A 15,482-nucleotide genomic window follows, 5' to 3' on the forward strand; every position below is an offset into this window, starting at 1 on the left:
GAAGTCACACTCACAGCTCAACACCTTTCTGCGCCTTGATGCCGGCCTGGAAGGCATGCTTGACCATGCCCATTTCGGTGACGGTATCCGCCAGTTCGATCAGCTCCGGCTTGGCCCCTCGACCGGTCACCACCACATGCTGCATGGGCGGACGGGCCTGCAGGTCGCTGAGCACCTGGTCCAGATCCAGGTAACCGTGCTTGAGGGCGATGTTCAGCTCGTCGAGTACAACAAGACCAATCTCCGGGTCGCTCAGCAGTTCCCTGGATACCGCCCAGGCCGCTTCGGCCGCGGCGATATCGCGCTGGCGATCCTGGGTTTCCCAGGTAAAGCCCTCGCCCATCACATGAAAGCGCACCTGCTCTGGAAAACGCCGGAAGAACAGTTCTTCACCGGTGCTGTTACGACCCTTGATGAACTGCACCACGCCGCACTGCATGCCGTGGCCCATGGACCGCGCCAACATGCCGAAAGCCGAACTGCTCTTGCCCTTGCCATTGCCGGTCAGCACCAGCAACAGGCCACATTCGTTGGGCGAGTTGGCGATGCGCTCATCGATCACGGCTTTCTTGCGCAACATGCGCGCCACATGGCGCTCGTCACGATCGGGGGATTCACTCATGGGGCAGCTCTCCGTTGGGGCTGGGGAACGGCGGGCAGGAAAAGGAATAGACGGCGCAAGCCTGGCATCGCCCACCGTGATGCCGTTGGATGGATCAGGCCGGTCTCCGGGCTCATGAGGGGCATTGCTGCCTGACTGCGCGCCTTCCCATGTCGTGGACACAGTGGCATCTGGCGCAGCCTTGACTCATCTACCGTTGCGGGGGCAGCGCCGGAATCGTCGCCATGTCCATCGCTGGAACAGGCCCTGACCGGCTTCCCTGTTTCACTCTGTCGACCAGCGGCCACAGAGCACCTGAAACAAGTCGCGAAGGTTAGAGGGTTGGGGGTGGAGCGTCAATTAAAGCCAGGCGTCGCTTGGCACACAAAACTGCACCGCATCAACAAACTGGCGCCAATCTTGTGCCACACTCAGCGAGTTGATATCAAATAGCCATAATTCAACCCACCCACCGCCAGACAACAATAAGGACGGACCCCGATGCAAGGCATGATCATCAGCAATCCAAAGCTGGAATTCCTGCGCCCGATGCTGGAACGCTGGTTTGATTGCATTGACCGCTACAACGCTGTTCGTGGCGATAGCGAAACCCCTTACTGGTTCGACGAGCAGGCCAACCTGGGATTGCTTTCCGCCGCCGCCTGGATGGCGGAGATGGTCAGCCTCGAACACAGCCCCAGCAAAAAGCAGCAGGAAGAAGGCGCCCGCAACGCACGCACCGATCTGTACCTGGCCACCCGGGAAGAACGCGCCTACATTCAGGCCACCCAGCGCTGGCCCCAGGTCAACGGCCTGCACCTGACCCAGGCCTTGCTCGACATCGCCGGTGACGCGAGAAAGATCAGCTACCCCGGCGACCTGCGGCTCGGCTGCCTGTTTGTCAGCCCACAGAAGGCTCAGCACAGCGCCACCCCGGAAGAACTCCAGGACATGCTCGACGAGCTGCAAAAGGAACACTGCTGCGCGGTGGCCTGGTACTTTCCCTACGCCTATCGCAAGTTGCACAACGAGGCCGGCCTCTACCATCCCGGGGTCGCCGTACTGTTCAAGGAAGCCCGCTGATCAGGCGGAACCATACGCCGGCTATGCTCCTCTATGACTAGGACGTCCGTGCATTCATAGGGAAATCAGCATGCTCAAGTCTCGACACGCTTTGCTTATCGCGATCGCCGCCGGCCTTACGGCCTGTGGCGAAACCTCCAGCCTGCAAGTTTCCGACGGCACCGGCCCGACCCCCAAGCTGCCGGAGCCCAATCCGACGCTGATCCCCACCGTGAACATCGCCCCGGCGATTGGCTGGCCCAAGGGCAGCAAGCCATTGGCGGCAGCCGGCACCCAGGTCAATGCCTTCGCCGAAGGCCTCGATCATCCACGCTGGCTCTATGTCCTGCCCAACGGCGACGTACTGGTGGCGGAAACCAATGCACCGCCCAAACCCGATGACAGCCGGGGCATTCGCGGCTGGATCGCCGGGAAAATCATGGGCCGCGCCGGCGCTGCGGTGCCCAGCGCCAACCGCATTACCCTGCTGAGGGATCAGGATCACGACGGCGTGGCCGAAACCCGCAGCGTGCTCCTGGACAACCTGAACTCGCCGTTCGGCATGACCCTGGTCGGCAATGACCTGTATGTGGCGGACACCGACAAATTGCTGCGCTTTCCATACCAGGCCGGCGACACCCGGATCACCGCGGCCGGCACCAAGGTCGTCGATCTGCCCGGCGGCACGCTCAATCACCACTGGACCAAGAACGTCATCGCCAGCCCGGACGGGAGCAAGCTCTACGTCACCGTCGGCTCCAACAGCAACGTTGGGGAAAATGGCCTGGACCAGGAGCAAGGCCGCGCCGCGATCTGGGAGGTGGATCGGAACAGCGGACAGCACCGCCTGTTCGCCACCGGCTTGCGCAATCCCAACGGCCTGGCCTGGGAGCCGGTCAGCGGGGCGCTATGGACCGCGGTGAACGAGCGCGACGAGATCGGCAGCGACCTGGTGCCGGACTACATCACCTCGGTCAAGGACGGCGCCTTCTACGGCTGGCCCTTCAGCTACTACGGGCAGCATGTGGATGTCCGGGTCAAACCGCAGAACCTCGACCTGGTGAGCAAGGCCATTGCCCCGGACTACGCCGTTGGCCCGCACACAGCCTCCCTGGGGCTGACCTTCGCCCAAGGCAGCAAGCTCCCCGCTCCATTCACCGAAGGCGCCTTCATCGGTCAGCATGGCTCGTGGAACCGCAAACCCCATAGCGGCTACAAAGTCATCTTCGTCCCCTTCAGCGCCGGCAAGCCCCAAGGGCCGCCCGTGGACGTGCTCAGCGGCTTTCTCAGCGCCGATGAGAAGGCTTACGGACGCCCGGTTGGGGTTGTGATCGATCAGCAAGGCGACTTGCTGGTGGCCGATGACGTCGGCAATACGATCTGGCGGGTATCGGCCGCCAAAGCCCCCTGATTCAGCGCTTGCGGCACAGGGTCAAGCCGTCCCCCAGGGGCAGCAGCGACAGATCGATGCGCGAGTCGTCCTTCAAGGCCCGATTGAGCGCCTGGATGGCTCGGGTATCTTCGCTGGCGGGCTCCACCTCCAGCACACGCCCGCTCCACAAGGTGTTGTCGAACACCGCCAGGCCACCGACTCGCAACAGACGCAACGCGGACTCCAGATAGGCCGGGTAGTTGGCTTTATCAGCGTCGATGAAGATCAAATCGAAAGACTCAAGCCGGCCGGCCAGTTCCAGGCCGGCCAGGGTGTCCAGCGCCGGAGCCAGGCGCAGTTCGATGCGTTGCGCTAACCCCGCCTCCTGCCAGTAACGACGAGCCGTAGCGTTGTAGTCGCCGGGCAGGTCGCAACAGATCAACGAGCCGTCTGCGGGAAGGGCCTGCGCCATGCATAAGGCGCTGTAGCCGGTAAAGGTTCCCACTTCCAGCACTTGGCGAGCAGCGGTCAACTTGATCAGTAGCGCAAGAAACTGCCCCTGCTCCGGCGCCACCTGCCAACGGGCATTGGGCAGGGCCTGGGTTTCATCCCGCAGACGTCGCAGCAGCGGCGTTTCGCGCAGGGAAACATCCAGCAGGTATTGATACAGGGCATCGTCGAGGTTGAGCGTACGCGCAGTCACAAACACCTCGACCAGAGTGGATTATGGATTGTGCGCCAGGTGTTCCGGCTGCAGCACGCGCTTGGCGCTCAGGTAGGCTTTCTGCCAGTAGGCCTTGGACAGGCTGTCGAGCTTCACCGTACCGCCGGTGGCCGGAGCATGGACAAAACGCCCCTCACCAACATAGATCCCGGCATGGCTGACCTGGGAGCCGCCATTGGTGGCGAAGAAGATCAGGTCACCGGTTTGCAAGGCGTTCTTGCCCACGTCCGGCGCCTGCATGCCGATCATTTCCCGGGTCGAACGTGGCAGGGAGATACCCGCGGCATCGCGGTAGACATAGCCAATCAGGCCGCTGCAATCGAACCCGGAATCCGGAGTATTGCCGCCCCAACGATAAGGCGTGCCGACCAGACCCAAGGCGCGGAACAGCACATCTTCAGCAACGGGAGAAAAAGCCTGGGAGGAATTGAAAACCGGTGCACGTACCACAGGCACAGGTGGCGGAGTACGACTGGCGCAAGCGCTGAGCAGCGCGGCGAGGGCAATAAGGGCAAATCGGGCCGAGGTCGACATAAGCTGAACAATCCTGATCGGGATGCGGCTTTCTCTGCCGTGGTACTGAAAACAAAACCGCGTAAGCAGGGCTTACGCGGTTAGTTTCAACAATAGATCAGGATTCTAGCGTCTACGCGCCAAACTTCAAGTAAGACTTTAAGTTCGCCCTACTAACTATCTGTTTATTTGCGTGCGGTGACCACGGTTGGCGCCATGGCGAGAGCCCGCTTGGCTTCGATGAAGGTCTTGCTCCAGTAGCTGTCACCCAGGCTATCGACCCGCACACCGCCACTGCGGCGGCTGCTGGAGTGGATGAACTGATCATCGCCCAAGTAGATACCGGCATGACTGACGCGCCCGCGACCGTTGGTGCTGAAGAACAGCAAATCACCCGGCTTGAGGTTGTTGCGCGCCACCAGAGGAGCCTTGACGTTGATCATTTCACGAGTGGAGCGTGGCAGATTCATGCCCGCCTCTTCGCGAAACAGATAGCCGATGAAACCGCTGCAATCGAAGCCGGCTTCCGAGGTACCACCGAAACGGTAGCGGGTACCGATCAGGGACATGCCACGCTCGAGGATGCTGTCAGCCAGAACTGGCAACTGGTAAGGCTTGCTGTCAGAGAACTCTGCCAGTTCCTTTTCAGTTGCCAGCTCTTCCTGGTAAACAGCGGAAGACTGATTTTTGACGGAGACCTGAGCCTGCTGGGCAGTTTGCTGCTGAGACACCGGAGTGTGGGAAGCGCAACCAAACAACAGGGTAACGAGTGCGAGAGGCACGAGGGGTGCGAAGCGATTTAGCATGGGCACGACCGTGGCTTGAAATAAATGAAGACGCGACTATGCCTTCTATCGCCCTCATTTGCAAATTCAATCGATCAGAATGTGACTTATGAGTTTCTTCCGTACATCTAAGGCTTTAAGCCCATTTTAAGTCCGACGCTCTTTGGAAACCCTTCCAAAGGCGCGTTTTCTGACGCCTGAAATATGCCGAAGGCCCTGCAAGAAAACGGCTGCAGGCCTTGGTTTTACCAGCCCAGGGTCTCTTTCAGAAAGGGGATGGTCAGCTTGCGCTGAGCTTGCAACGAGGCCTGATCAAGACGTTCGAGCAGCTCGAACAGAGCACTCATGCTGCGGGTTCCACGGGTCAGAATAAAATGCCCGACTTCATCGGTCAGGTGCAGCCCACGACGAGACGCGCGCAGTTGCAGGGCACGCAATTTGTCTTCATCGGAGAGCGGGCGCATCTGAAAAATCAGCGCCAGGGTCAGGCGGGATTTCAAATCCGCCAGCTTCACCGGCAACTCACGGGGCGAGGTCGAAGCGGCAATCAGCAAGCGCCGGCCACTGTCACGCAAGCGATTGAACAGATGGAACAGCGCCTCCTCCCAATCAGCCTTGCCCGCTACCGCCTGCAGGTCATCCAGACACACCAGCTCGTACTGCTCCAGGTTGTCGAGAATCTCGATACCGCGATCCAGCAGCTCCGCCAGCGGCAGATAAACCGCAGGCTCCCCCAACTGCTCAAAACGCAAACAGGCCGCCTGCAGCAAGTGCGTACGGCCCACGCCGTCCTTGCCCCAGAGATAGATCAGGCTTTCGGTCCAGCCGGCGTCGGCTTCGCAAAGGCGCTCGACGTAGCCGAGTGCAGCGGCATTGGCGCCTGGGTAGTAGTTGATGAAGGTGGCGTCGTCACGCAGACGCACACCTAGGGGCAGCTGAATCGGTTTCATGCTGACTGAACAGTTCCAAAGGAACCGTTAGTGGCCTCTGTGTAAAGTTTGCAAAGTTTATACCCGTGACGCCGAGCGCACAATGCAGCAGACCACAAGCAAAATCAAAGGTTTGCGTCAGCAAAACAGCATTCAGGCGCCAACTTTGACAGCCCGGGCAACAGCCAATGAGCGCCTGCCAGCGCACGCCCGCGAGCGCTCATTGCCGCCACTCGTTGCGCACCGGCCTACAGATCTGGGTCTTCGGCACCGCTATAGAGGTCTGAATCCTTGTACAGATCGTGCACGTGCCGCACCAGCACCATGATCACCGCCGCCACTGGCAAGGCCAGCAGTACCCCGGTAAAACCGAACAGCTCGCCGCCGGCGAGAATGGCAAAGATCACCGCCACCGGATGCAGGCCAATACGGTCGCCCACCAACAGCGGCGTCAGCACCATCCCCTCCAGCGCCTGCCCCACCATGAACACGGCAACGATGCCGATCATGGGGTACAGGTCGCCGCCGAACTGGAACAGGCCGGCAGTCAGCGCCGCACCAATGCCTATGACAAAGCCCATGTACGGCACGATCGCCGCCAAGCCGGCAATCAGGCCGATCAACAGCCCCAACTCGAGCCCCACCAGCATCAGTCCCGCCGCGTAGATCATTCCCAGGGCCAGCATCACCAGCAATTGCCCACGGACAAACGCCCCTAGCACCTCATGGCACTCTCCCGCCAGGGACACCACCCGCTCTTCGCGATTGCGCGGCAGCAGACTGCGGATCTTGGCCATCATCAGGTCCCAGTCCCGCAGCAGATAGAAGCTGACCACCGGAATCAGCACCAGGTTGGCCAGCCAACCGATCAGCGCCAGCCCCGACGCCGTCGCCTGGCTCAGCACCACGCCAACAATGTCGGTGGTCTGGCCCATATGCTCGCTGATCGCAGCCTTGACCTTGTCGAACTTCCAGAAGCCGTCCGCCAGGCCCAACCGGGCCTGAACCCAGGGCATGGCGGTGTGCTGCACCCAATCAAGCATCTGCGGCGCCAGCTCGTAGAGGCGCAGCAACTGCTTGGCCAGCATCGGCACCAGCACCAGCAACAGCGCCATGATGATCAGCGTGAACAGGGCAAACACCGCTACTACGCCCCAGGTACGCGAGAGCCCCCACGCCTCCAGACGATCCACCAGCGGGTCGAACAGATAGGCCAGCAATAGCGCCACCAGGAACGGACTGAGGATGGGGTGCAACAGATAGATGAACCCACAGACCAGGAGCACGCCCCCCAACCAGACCCAACGCCGCGTATCAGCCATAAACCACTCCAGCTTCTATATAGAAGGAAACCAATCTGCTACCAGCGAAAACGCAATTGTGCGGCTTGTGGCGCAGCCACCGCCGGCGCCGCCCCTTCAGCACCCTGCACAGGGGCTTGCGCCTCGCCGGCGGGAATTTCCTGCAGCTTGGCCAGGGACAACTGCGCCCGCAGTTGCTCCGCGCTGCCGTTGACCCGATAGATGACGCGATCACCGTCGATGCTCTGAATCTGCGCGCCAAACGGCTCCAACAGATGCCCCAGCGCCGCGTAGTGCTCCAGGGTCATGCCCTGCACTTCCAGCAATTGTTCGCTGGAGACTCCAGGCCGCGTGACGAAGCGCGGCGCCAGGCGCTGACTCACCGCCAGCAGCACGCCATCGGCCAGCGCCGCCGTATCCGCGCCCTGAACAGTGCCCTGCTCTTTCTGATCGCCCAGCCACAAACGCCACTTGGCCTGCCACTGCCCCCCTTCTTCACGGGCATGCACCGCCAACAGCGCATCGGCACCGTAACGCTCCGATGCCTGGCGCAGCGGAGCCGGGTCGGCACCTTCAAGGTTGGGCGCCGTGGCAACGATCTGCTCATCCAGATCGCCCAGAGGCAGGCGCAGCGGCAAGCCGCGATGCTGCGCTGCACGCCGCAAAGGCGCGGCACTGGCCTGACCGTCGCCGACCAGACTCGAACCTTCGGTGGAGTCGCTCAACCACCAGCCCAGGATCGATGGCCGGTTGCTGCCCCACAACGGCAGGCCCGCCTGGCGCAGGGCACGATCGGTGCTGACCGGATCAAAGTCCACTTGCAGGCTTTCCGGCGGGCCGGCGTCGTAGCCGTATTGGCTGATGATCTGCTGCGGGTCCTTGCGGATGGCCGCCAGCCCCGGCCCCTGAGCTGCCTTGGCATCGCCGGTCAGGCGCAGTACCAGGGTCTCCAGGGCCCGCTGGGTGGCCTGGTCGCGCTCCTCGGGCGACTGACTGCTCACCGGCTCGCGTACTTGATACAGGCCATTGAGGGTTTCGGCATGACTCGCCAGGCTGACCAATGACAAACAGCCCACAAACAGAAATTGACCCAGACGCATGGAAGATTCCCGACGACAAAAAACACGATTGAAACAGCGCGCATGAACCATTGCGAGCAAGGCTGTGACCACAAACCCCGGTAAAACATTCACCCGTCGCCCGACTGTTTTCACGCTGTCATAACGATAGCCACTTGAGCGCTATACCTTATACAGGCATGGGCAGGACCACCAACACGGCCAATCGCGGTTTTTTTAAGCGGATATGCCTCTACCCGTCGGCCCGAGGATGGCCGCTGCCCCTCAAGCCTGATAAAATCGCGCGCCTTCGCAGACCGGCACCAGCTGGGCACCCTGAAACACTTTCCCAGTGCTCGGGCAGGCTCTCTGGTTCGGTCGATACCCCTGAATCCCCCCTAAAGGCCTGGATCATGAGCAAGCAACCCTCCCTGAGCTACAAAGACGCCGGTGTAGACATCGACGCCGGTGAAGCATTGGTCGAACGCATCAAGAGCGTCGCCAAGCGCACTGCGCGCCCGGAAGTCATGGGCGGCCTGGGCGGTTTCGGCGCCCTCTGCGAAATCCCGGCCGGCTACAAGCAGCCTGTACTGGTCTCCGGCACCGACGGCGTCGGCACCAAGCTGCGCCTGGCCCTGAACCTGAACAAGCACGACAGCATCGGCATCGACCTGGTAGCCATGTGCGTCAACGACCTGGTGGTCTGCGGCGCCGAACCGCTGTTCTTCCTCGACTACTACGCCACCGGCAAGCTCAACGTGGATACCGCCGCCCAGGTGGTCACTGGTATCGGCGCCGGCTGCGAACTGTCCGGCTGCTCCCTGGTAGGCGGCGAAACCGCTGAAATGCCCGGCATGTACGAAGGTGAAGACTACGACCTGGCCGGCTTCTGCGTCGGCGTGGTGGAAAAGGCCGAAATCATCGACGGCTCGAAAGTGGCCACCGGTGACGCCCTGCTGGCCCTGCCGTCTTCCGGCCCGCACTCCAACGGCTACTCGCTGATCCGCAAGATCATCGAAGTCTCCGGCGCCGACATCGAAAGCATCCAGCTGGACGGCAAGCCACTGACCGATCTGCTGATGGCCCCGACCCGCATCTACGTCAAGCCGCTGCTCAAGCTGATCAAGGACACCGGTGCGGTCAAGGCCATGGCTCACATCACCGGCGGCGGCCTGCTGGACAACATCCCCCGCGTGCTGCCAAAAGGCGCCCAGGCGGTGGTCGACGTGGCGAGCTGGAAACGCCCGGCGGTCTTCGACTGGCTGCAAGAGCAAGGCAACGTCGACGAACACGAAATGCACCGGGTTCTGAACTGCGGCGTCGGCATGGTCATCTGCGTGGCTCAGGATCAGGTTGAAAATGCCCTGAACGTCCTGCGTGCAGCCGGCGAACAGCCATGGGTCATCGGCCAGATCGCCACCGCAGCCGAAGGCGCGGCCCAGGTCGAGCTGAAGAACCTCAAGGCTCACTGATGCAAGAGCGGATGTCGCCGACCTGTGATGTTGTGGTGCTGCTGTCCGGCACCGGCAGTAACCTGCAAGCCCTGATCGACAACGCGCGGACCGACGACAGTCCGGTCCGCATTGCCGCCGTGATCTCCAACCGTGCCGACGCCTATGGGCTGCAGCGCGCCCAGGAAGCGGGCATCCCGACCCGCTTCCTCGATCACACCGCTTTCGAAGGCCGCGAGACCTTCGATCAGGCGCTGATCGAGCTGATCGACACCTTCCAACCGAAACTGGTGGTCCTGGCCGGATTCATGCGCATCCTCAGCGCCGGATTCGTTCGTCACTACCAGGGCCGACTGCTGAATATCCATCCCTCGCTGCTGCCCAAATACAAAGGGTTACACACTCACCAGCGGGCGCTGGAGGCCGGGGATACTGAGCACGGCTGCAGTGTGCACTTCGTTACCGAGGAACTCGATGGCGGGCCACTGGTCGTACAGGCTGTGATCCCGGTAGAGTTGCACGACTCGCCGCAAAGCCTGGCGCAGCGAGTGCACATCCAGGAACACCGGATTTACCCCATGGCCGTACGCTGGTTTGCCGAAGGTCGGCTGATGCTCGGCGATCAGGGTGCTTTACTGGATGGTCAATTACTGGCCGCCAGCGGCTATTTGATTCGAACCTAGGAGATTTTATGCGTCGCGCCCTGCTCTTCGCTTGTGCTCTGTTTGCCCTGCCGGTTGTGCAGGCGGCAGACCTTCACCCGTTCTCCGCCAGCTACACCGCCGACTGGAAGCAACTGCCCATGAGCGGCACGGCTGAACGCAGCCTGGAAAAAACCGCCAATGGCGCCTGGAAACTCAGCTTCAAGGCGTCGATGATGATCGCCAGCCTGAGCGAGGAAAGCACCCTGACCCTGGACAAGGACACTCTGGTGCCCCAGTCCTATCACTTCGAGCGTGGCGGTCTGGGCAAGGCCAAGAAAGCCGACCTGGATTTCGACTGGAACGCCAAGATGGTCACCGGCACCGACCGTGGGGATGCGGTCAAGCTGCCGCTGAACACCGGCATGGTGGACAAGTCCACCTACCAGTTGGCCCTGCAGCACGACGTGGCCGCCGGCAAGAAGACCATGAGCTATCAAGTGGTCGACGGCGGTGAAGTCGATACCTACGATTTCCGCGTCCTGGGTTCGGAAAAAGTCGACACCAAGGCCGGCCAGATCGATGCCATCAAGGTCGAGCGCGTCCGCGACCCGACACAAAGCAAACGCATCACCGTGATGTGGTTCGCCAAGGACTGGGATTACCTGCTGGTACGCCTGCAACAGGTGGAAACCGACGGCAAGGAGTACAACATCATGCTCCTCAACGGCACCGTCAACGGCAAGACAGTCAAAGGCAGTTAAGCCGCAGCACCCTGGAAGCCTCGCGAAAGCGGGGCTTTTTTTTGCCCGGAATTGACTCGCCAAGCCCGCCCGGAGGCCCTGGCGCAATGGGGCCAAGATGAAACTTTTGTCATGAAAGATCGGCCACTGCGGCGAAATGTCACGGTTTTCGCGGGCTGCAGGATTGTCGCCAATCCTGCAAAGGTCTGTTGCAGATCCAGGCAATTTACTTAGCAAGCTAACAAAACATATAACAGAGGCCTGCACACGCCTTGCTGCAGATCAACAGAGATTGGAGCCAGCAGATGACTGTAAAAGTAACTGAACGCGACGATTCACATATGTCCCATGAAGGCGTAGCCGCGGGTGTACGGATCTGGGATGTGCATCAACAAGACATGCTGGTGGGCATGTTCCACTCCGAGAGCGATGCCCACAGCTACAAGGCCGAACTGGAAAAACTCGAGCAGAACCGAGCGTCCCAGAGCTCCTGATTCAACCTCGACACAGAGGCGCCGGGATTCCACGCAAATCCCCCCACGCAAAAACCACCAACCCCGCCATGAGCGGGGTTGGTGGTTACTGGGTGCTTACCACATCAGATCATCAGGGATCTGATAGGCCGCGTACGGATCGTCCTCGTCCGGCGCCTCGGTAGGCGTGTTCAGTTGCACGATACGCCGCGGGTCACGCTCCTGGATCTTCAGCGCCGCCTCCCGCGGAATCACCTCATAGCTACCACCGTGGTGGACGATGGCCAGAGAACCACTGCTGAGCTTGTTGCGCATCAGGGTGTTCACCGACAGGCGCTTGACCTTCTTGTCGTCGACGAAGTTGTAGTAGTCCTCGGTGTTCAGCTTGGGCAGACGCGAGACTTCGATCAGTTGCTTGATCTGCGCTGCACGAGCCTTCTGCTCGGCCTTCTCCTGCTGCTGACGGTTGAGCTCCTGGTCACGCTTGACCTTCTCGGCCATGGCTTCCTGGGCTGCGCGCTGCTGGGAATCATCGAGTTCGATCTGGCCTTTATGGGCCAGTCGCTGCTGCTTCTGCTTGTCTTTGCTGACCTGCTTGGCCTGCTTTTGGTTGACCAGCCCTGCTTTGAGCAACTGGTCGCGAAGGGAAAGGCTCATGGTGCTTACTCACTTAGGCAACGGCCTCAGCCGCAGCTGGGCAAATTCTTTTCCTGACGTTTGGCTTCACCCCACAGGGCATCCAAGTCTTCGAGGGTGCAATCTTCCACGGGACGACCGGTGTCGCGCAATGCCTGCTCGATAAATCGGAAGCGCCGATCGAACTTGGCATTGGCGCTACGCAGGGCGGTTTCCGGGTCGACCTTGAGGTGCCTGGCCAGATTGACCACGACAAACAGCAAGTCACCGATTTCATCGGTGATGGCCGCCGGGTCGTTGTCGGCCATGGCCTCCAGCACCTCGTCCAGTTCTTCACGCACCTTGTCCACCACCGGCAGGGCTTCCGGCCAGTCGAAGCCGACCTGCGCCGCACGCTTTTGCAACTTGGCCGCGCGGGACAGGGCCGGCAGGGCCACCGGCACATCATCGAGCAGGGACAGCTGCTGCGGAGCGTCGGACTTCTCTGCGCGCTCCTCGGCCTTGATCTGTTCCCAGCGCTCCTTGACCTGCTCCTCATCGAGCCGCGGGATATCCAGCGGCGCGTACAGATCGCCAGTGGGGAACACATGGGGATGCCGACGGATCAGCTTGCGGGTGATGCTGTCCACCACCGCATCGAATTCGAAGCGCCCCTCCTCCCTGGCCAGCTGGCTGTAATACACCACCTGGAACAACAGATCGCCCAGCTCACCCTGCAAGTGGTCGAAGTCGCCGCGTTCGATGGCGTCGGCGACCTCGTAGGCCTCCTCCAGGGTATGGGGAACGATGCTGGCGTAGGTCTGCTTGATGTCCCACGGGCAACCGTATTGCGGGTCCCGCAGGCGCGCCATCAGGTGCAACAGGTCTTCAAGGCTGTACATCAGTTCATCCATTTCATGCGGGCATCACGGGGTTCGATTGCGCCGGGTCTCGATGATGTTCGGCAACTGGGATATGCGCCCCAGCAAACGTCCCAATGCGTCCAGGCCCGGAATCTCGATGGTCAGGGACATCAACGCAGTGTTGTCCTCCTTGTTCGAGCGCGTATTGACCGCCAGTACGTTGATCCGCTCATTGAGCAGGACCTGGGACACGTCACGCAGCAGGCCGGAACGGTCGTAGGCGCGAATGATGATGTCCACCGGATAGGTGAGCACCGGCACCGGCCCCCAGCTGACCTGGATGATCCGTTCCGGCTCGCGCCCGGCCAGTTGCAGCACCGATGCACAGTCCTGGCGGTGAATGCTCACGCCACGACCCTGGGTGATGTAGCCGACGATCGCATCCCCCGGCAGCGGCTGGCAGCAGCCCGCCATCTGGGTCATCAGGTTGCCCACGCCCTGGATCTGGATATCGCCGCGCTTGCCTGGCTTGTAGCCGGCGGCCTTGCGCGGGATCAGCTCCAGCTGTTCGTTGCCACGCTCCGGCTCCACCAGCTGCTGGGCCAGGTTGACCAGTTGCGCCAGGCGCAAGTCACCCGCGCCCAGGGCGGCGAACATGTCCTCCGCGGTCCTCATGTTGGCCTTGTCGGCCAGCTTGTCGAAGTCCACCTGAGGCAGGTCGAGACGGCTCAGCTCGCGTTCCAGCAGGGTCTTGCCGGCGGCGACGTTCTGATCGCGAGCCTGCAGCTTGAACCAGTGGACGATCTTCGCCCGCGCCCGGGATGTTGTGACATAGCCCAGGTTCGGGTTCAGCCAGTCGCGGCTTGGCGTACCGTGCTTGCTGGTGATGATCTCCACCTGCTCGCCGGTCTGCAGGCTGTAGTTGAGCGGTACGATGCGCCCGTTGATCTTCGCGCCCCGGCAGTTGTGGCCGATCTCGGTGTGCACCCGATAAGCGAAGTCCAGCGGCGTGGCGCCCTTGGGCAGGTCGATGGCATGGCCGTCGGGGGTGAAGATGTACACCCGATCCGGCTCGATATCCACCCGCAACTGTTCGGCCAGGCCGCCGATGTCCCCCAGCTCCTCGTGCCATTCCAGCACCTGACGCAGCCAGGAGATTTTCTCTTCGTAATGGTTGGAGCCGGACTTGACGTCGGTGCCCTTGTATTTCCAGTGGGCGCACACCCCCAGCTCCGCTTCCTCGTGCATCGCGTGGGTGCGAATCTGCACTTCCAGCACCTTGCCCTCGGGGCCGATCACTGCGGTGTGCAGCGAGCGATAGCCGTTTTCCTTGGGGTTGGCGATGTAGTCGTCGAACTCTTTGGGGATATGCCGCCACAAGGTGTGCACGATACCCAGCGCGGTGTAGCAGTCGCGCATTTCCGGCACCAGTACCCGCACGGCGCGCACATCGTAGATCTGGCTGAACTCCAGGCCCTTGCGCTGCATTTTGCGCCAGATGGAATAGATGTGCTTGGCCCGCCCACTGATGTCGGCGTTGACCCCGGTGGCCTTCAGTTCGTTCTGCAGCTGGTTCATCACGTCGCTGATGAAGCGCTCGCGATCCAGACGCCGCTCGTGCAGGAGCTTGGCGATCTGCTTGTATTGCTCAGGCTCCAGATAACGGAAGGACAGGTCCTCCAGTTCCCACTTGATATGGCCGATGCCCAGGCGGTGAGCCAGAGGCGCATAGATATCGAACACTTCCCGGGCAACCCGGTTGCGCTTCTCTTCGTCGGCGCTTTTCACCGCCCGAATGGCGCAGGTCCGCTCGGCCAGTTTGATCAGCGCCACGCGCACGTCATCGACCATGGCCACCAGCATCTTACGCAGGTTTTCCACCTGAGCCTGAGTGCCGAGTACCAGGGATTGACGAGGGCTGAGACTGGCCGAGATGGCGGCCATGCGCAGCACGCCATCGATCAGCTTGGCCACCACCGGACCAAAACGCTGGCTGACCGCCGGCAACTGGATCTGGCCCTCGCGGACACCGCGGTACAGCACGGCGGCGACCAGGGAATCCTGATCCAGCTTGAGGTCGGCAAGGATCTCCGCAATCTCCAGGCCCGTGCTGAAACTCGACACGTCCTCGGCGTTCAGACCCTTGGCGGCAATGTGTTTCAACTCTGCCTCGCGAGCGAACTCGCAGGCTTCTTTCAAGGCCTCACGGTCCAATGCCATATCGACGCTGACCGTATGATCGAGCCATGCCTCGAGATTGATACTGCCGTCGGTGTTGATCGGCTGGTGCGCTCTCACCTGTACCATCTTGCTTTACCTTCCCTACGACGCACATTCAATGCGTCAAATCG

General features: G+C 61.4%; 16 protein-coding genes and 1 riboswitch. Of the genes, 6 read left to right on the plus strand and 10 right to left on the minus strand.

Annotated features, from left to right (window positions below; translation table 11 throughout):
* Positions 1 to 10: 10 nt before the first annotated feature.
* Positions 11 to 622 (minus strand): cob(I)yrinic acid a,c-diamide adenosyltransferase, encoded by a 612-nt coding sequence (gene cobO, locus PST29_RS22010; protein WP_060840539.1) that lies wholly within the window; start codon positions 620 to 622, stop codon positions 11 to 13.
* An 80-nt stretch (positions 623 to 702) separates the two neighbouring features.
* A riboswitch (cobalamin riboswitch) is annotated at positions 703 to 935 on the minus strand.
* 167 nt (positions 936 to 1,102) lie between these two features.
* On the opposite strand from cobO, the gene PST29_RS22015 reads away from it, so the two are divergent.
* Both PST29_RS22015 and PST29_RS22020 read left to right on the plus strand, forming a co-directional pair.
* Positions 1,103 to 1,684: a hypothetical protein gene (locus PST29_RS22015; protein WP_060844356.1), complete on the plus strand. Its 582-nt coding sequence runs from the start codon at positions 1,103 to 1,105 to the stop codon at positions 1,682 to 1,684.
* Between the two features lie 70 nt (positions 1,685 to 1,754).
* Positions 1,755 to 3,074, plus strand: coding sequence for a PQQ-dependent sugar dehydrogenase (locus tag PST29_RS22020; protein ID WP_060840541.1), 1,320 nt, complete (start codon positions 1,755 to 1,757; stop codon positions 3,072 to 3,074).
* 1 nt (position 3,075) lies between these two features.
* On the opposite strand, the gene PST29_RS22025 is transcribed toward PST29_RS22020, so the two are convergent.
* From PST29_RS22025 to PST29_RS22050, 6 genes are all read right to left on the minus strand, one after another.
* Positions 3,076 to 3,738 carry a class I SAM-dependent methyltransferase gene (locus PST29_RS22025; RefSeq protein WP_060840542.1) on the minus strand — a complete coding sequence of 221 codons (663 nt, stop codon included), beginning with the start codon at positions 3,736 to 3,738 and terminating at the stop codon, positions 3,076 to 3,078.
* A gap of 21 nt (positions 3,739 to 3,759) precedes the next feature.
* Complete coding sequence (locus PST29_RS22030) at positions 3,760 to 4,293, minus strand: C40 family peptidase (RefSeq protein WP_060840543.1); 534 nt, start codon at positions 4,291 to 4,293, stop codon at positions 3,760 to 3,762.
* A 164-nt stretch (positions 4,294 to 4,457) separates the two neighbouring features.
* Positions 4,458 to 5,078: a C40 family peptidase gene (locus tag PST29_RS22035; protein WP_016966222.1), complete on the minus strand. Its 621-nt coding sequence runs from the start codon at positions 5,076 to 5,078 to the stop codon at positions 4,458 to 4,460.
* 224 nt (positions 5,079 to 5,302) lie between these two features.
* Positions 5,303 to 6,007: a DnaA regulatory inactivator Hda gene (gene hda / locus PST29_RS22040; RefSeq protein ID WP_007898944.1), complete on the minus strand. Its 705-nt coding sequence runs from the start codon at positions 6,005 to 6,007 to the stop codon at positions 5,303 to 5,305.
* A gap of 227 nt (positions 6,008 to 6,234) precedes the next feature.
* On the minus strand, positions 6,235 to 7,308 hold the full coding sequence (locus PST29_RS22045; protein ID WP_060840544.1) for an AI-2E family transporter: 1,074 nt from the start codon (positions 7,306 to 7,308) through the stop codon (positions 6,235 to 6,237).
* Positions 7,309 to 7,346: 38 nt separating this feature from the next.
* On the minus strand, positions 7,347 to 8,387 hold the full coding sequence (locus PST29_RS22050; RefSeq protein WP_060840545.1) for a DUF2066 domain-containing protein: 1,041 nt from the start codon (positions 8,385 to 8,387) through the stop codon (positions 7,347 to 7,349).
* Between the two features lie 371 nt (positions 8,388 to 8,758).
* Between PST29_RS22050 and purM the strand changes: the two genes are divergently transcribed.
* The 4 genes from purM to PST29_RS22070 all read left to right on the plus strand — a co-directional run bounded on the left by purM (position 8,759) and on the right by PST29_RS22070 (position 11,674).
* Positions 8,759 to 9,817, plus strand: a complete 1,059-nt coding sequence (gene purM / locus PST29_RS22055) for a phosphoribosylformylglycinamidine cyclo-ligase (protein ID WP_060840546.1) — start codon at positions 8,759 to 8,761, stop codon at positions 9,815 to 9,817.
* A gap of 11 nt (positions 9,818 to 9,828) precedes the next feature.
* Positions 9,829 to 10,479: a phosphoribosylglycinamide formyltransferase gene (gene purN / locus PST29_RS22060; protein ID WP_060845169.1), complete on the plus strand. Its 651-nt coding sequence runs from the start codon at positions 9,829 to 9,831 to the stop codon at positions 10,477 to 10,479.
* Between the two features lie 8 nt (positions 10,480 to 10,487).
* The gene (locus PST29_RS22065) at positions 10,488 to 11,201 is read left to right on the plus strand and encodes a DUF3108 domain-containing protein (RefSeq protein ID WP_047305628.1); all 714 of its coding nucleotides are present in this window, start codon (positions 10,488 to 10,490) and stop codon (positions 11,199 to 11,201) included.
* Between the two features lie 284 nt (positions 11,202 to 11,485).
* On the plus strand, positions 11,486 to 11,674 hold the full coding sequence (locus PST29_RS22070) for a hypothetical protein (RefSeq protein ID WP_060840547.1): 189 nt from the start codon (positions 11,486 to 11,488) through the stop codon (positions 11,672 to 11,674).
* Between the two features lie 96 nt (positions 11,675 to 11,770).
* Here PST29_RS22070 and PST29_RS22075 read toward each other — a convergent pair whose 3' ends face one another.
* The 3 genes from PST29_RS22075 to relA are packed head-to-tail and all read right to left on the minus strand — an operon-like array spanning position 11,771 to position 15,438.
* Complete coding sequence (locus tag PST29_RS22075; protein WP_060844357.1) at positions 11,771 to 12,310, minus strand: DUF2058 domain-containing protein; 540 nt, start codon at positions 12,308 to 12,310, stop codon at positions 11,771 to 11,773.
* A 26-nt stretch (positions 12,311 to 12,336) separates the two neighbouring features.
* Complete coding sequence (gene mazG, locus PST29_RS22080; RefSeq protein WP_060841998.1) at positions 12,337 to 13,170, minus strand: nucleoside triphosphate pyrophosphohydrolase; 834 nt, start codon at positions 13,168 to 13,170, stop codon at positions 12,337 to 12,339.
* A 24-nt stretch (positions 13,171 to 13,194) separates the two neighbouring features.
* On the minus strand, positions 13,195 to 15,438 hold the full coding sequence (gene relA, locus PST29_RS22085) for a GTP diphosphokinase (protein ID WP_060840549.1): 2,244 nt from the start codon (positions 15,436 to 15,438) through the stop codon (positions 13,195 to 13,197).
* Positions 15,439 to 15,482: the final 44 nt, after the last annotated feature.

The organism is Pseudomonas sp. St29 (assembly GCF_001547915.1).
GTDB lineage: Bacteria > Pseudomonadota > Gammaproteobacteria > Pseudomonadales > Pseudomonadaceae > Aquipseudomonas.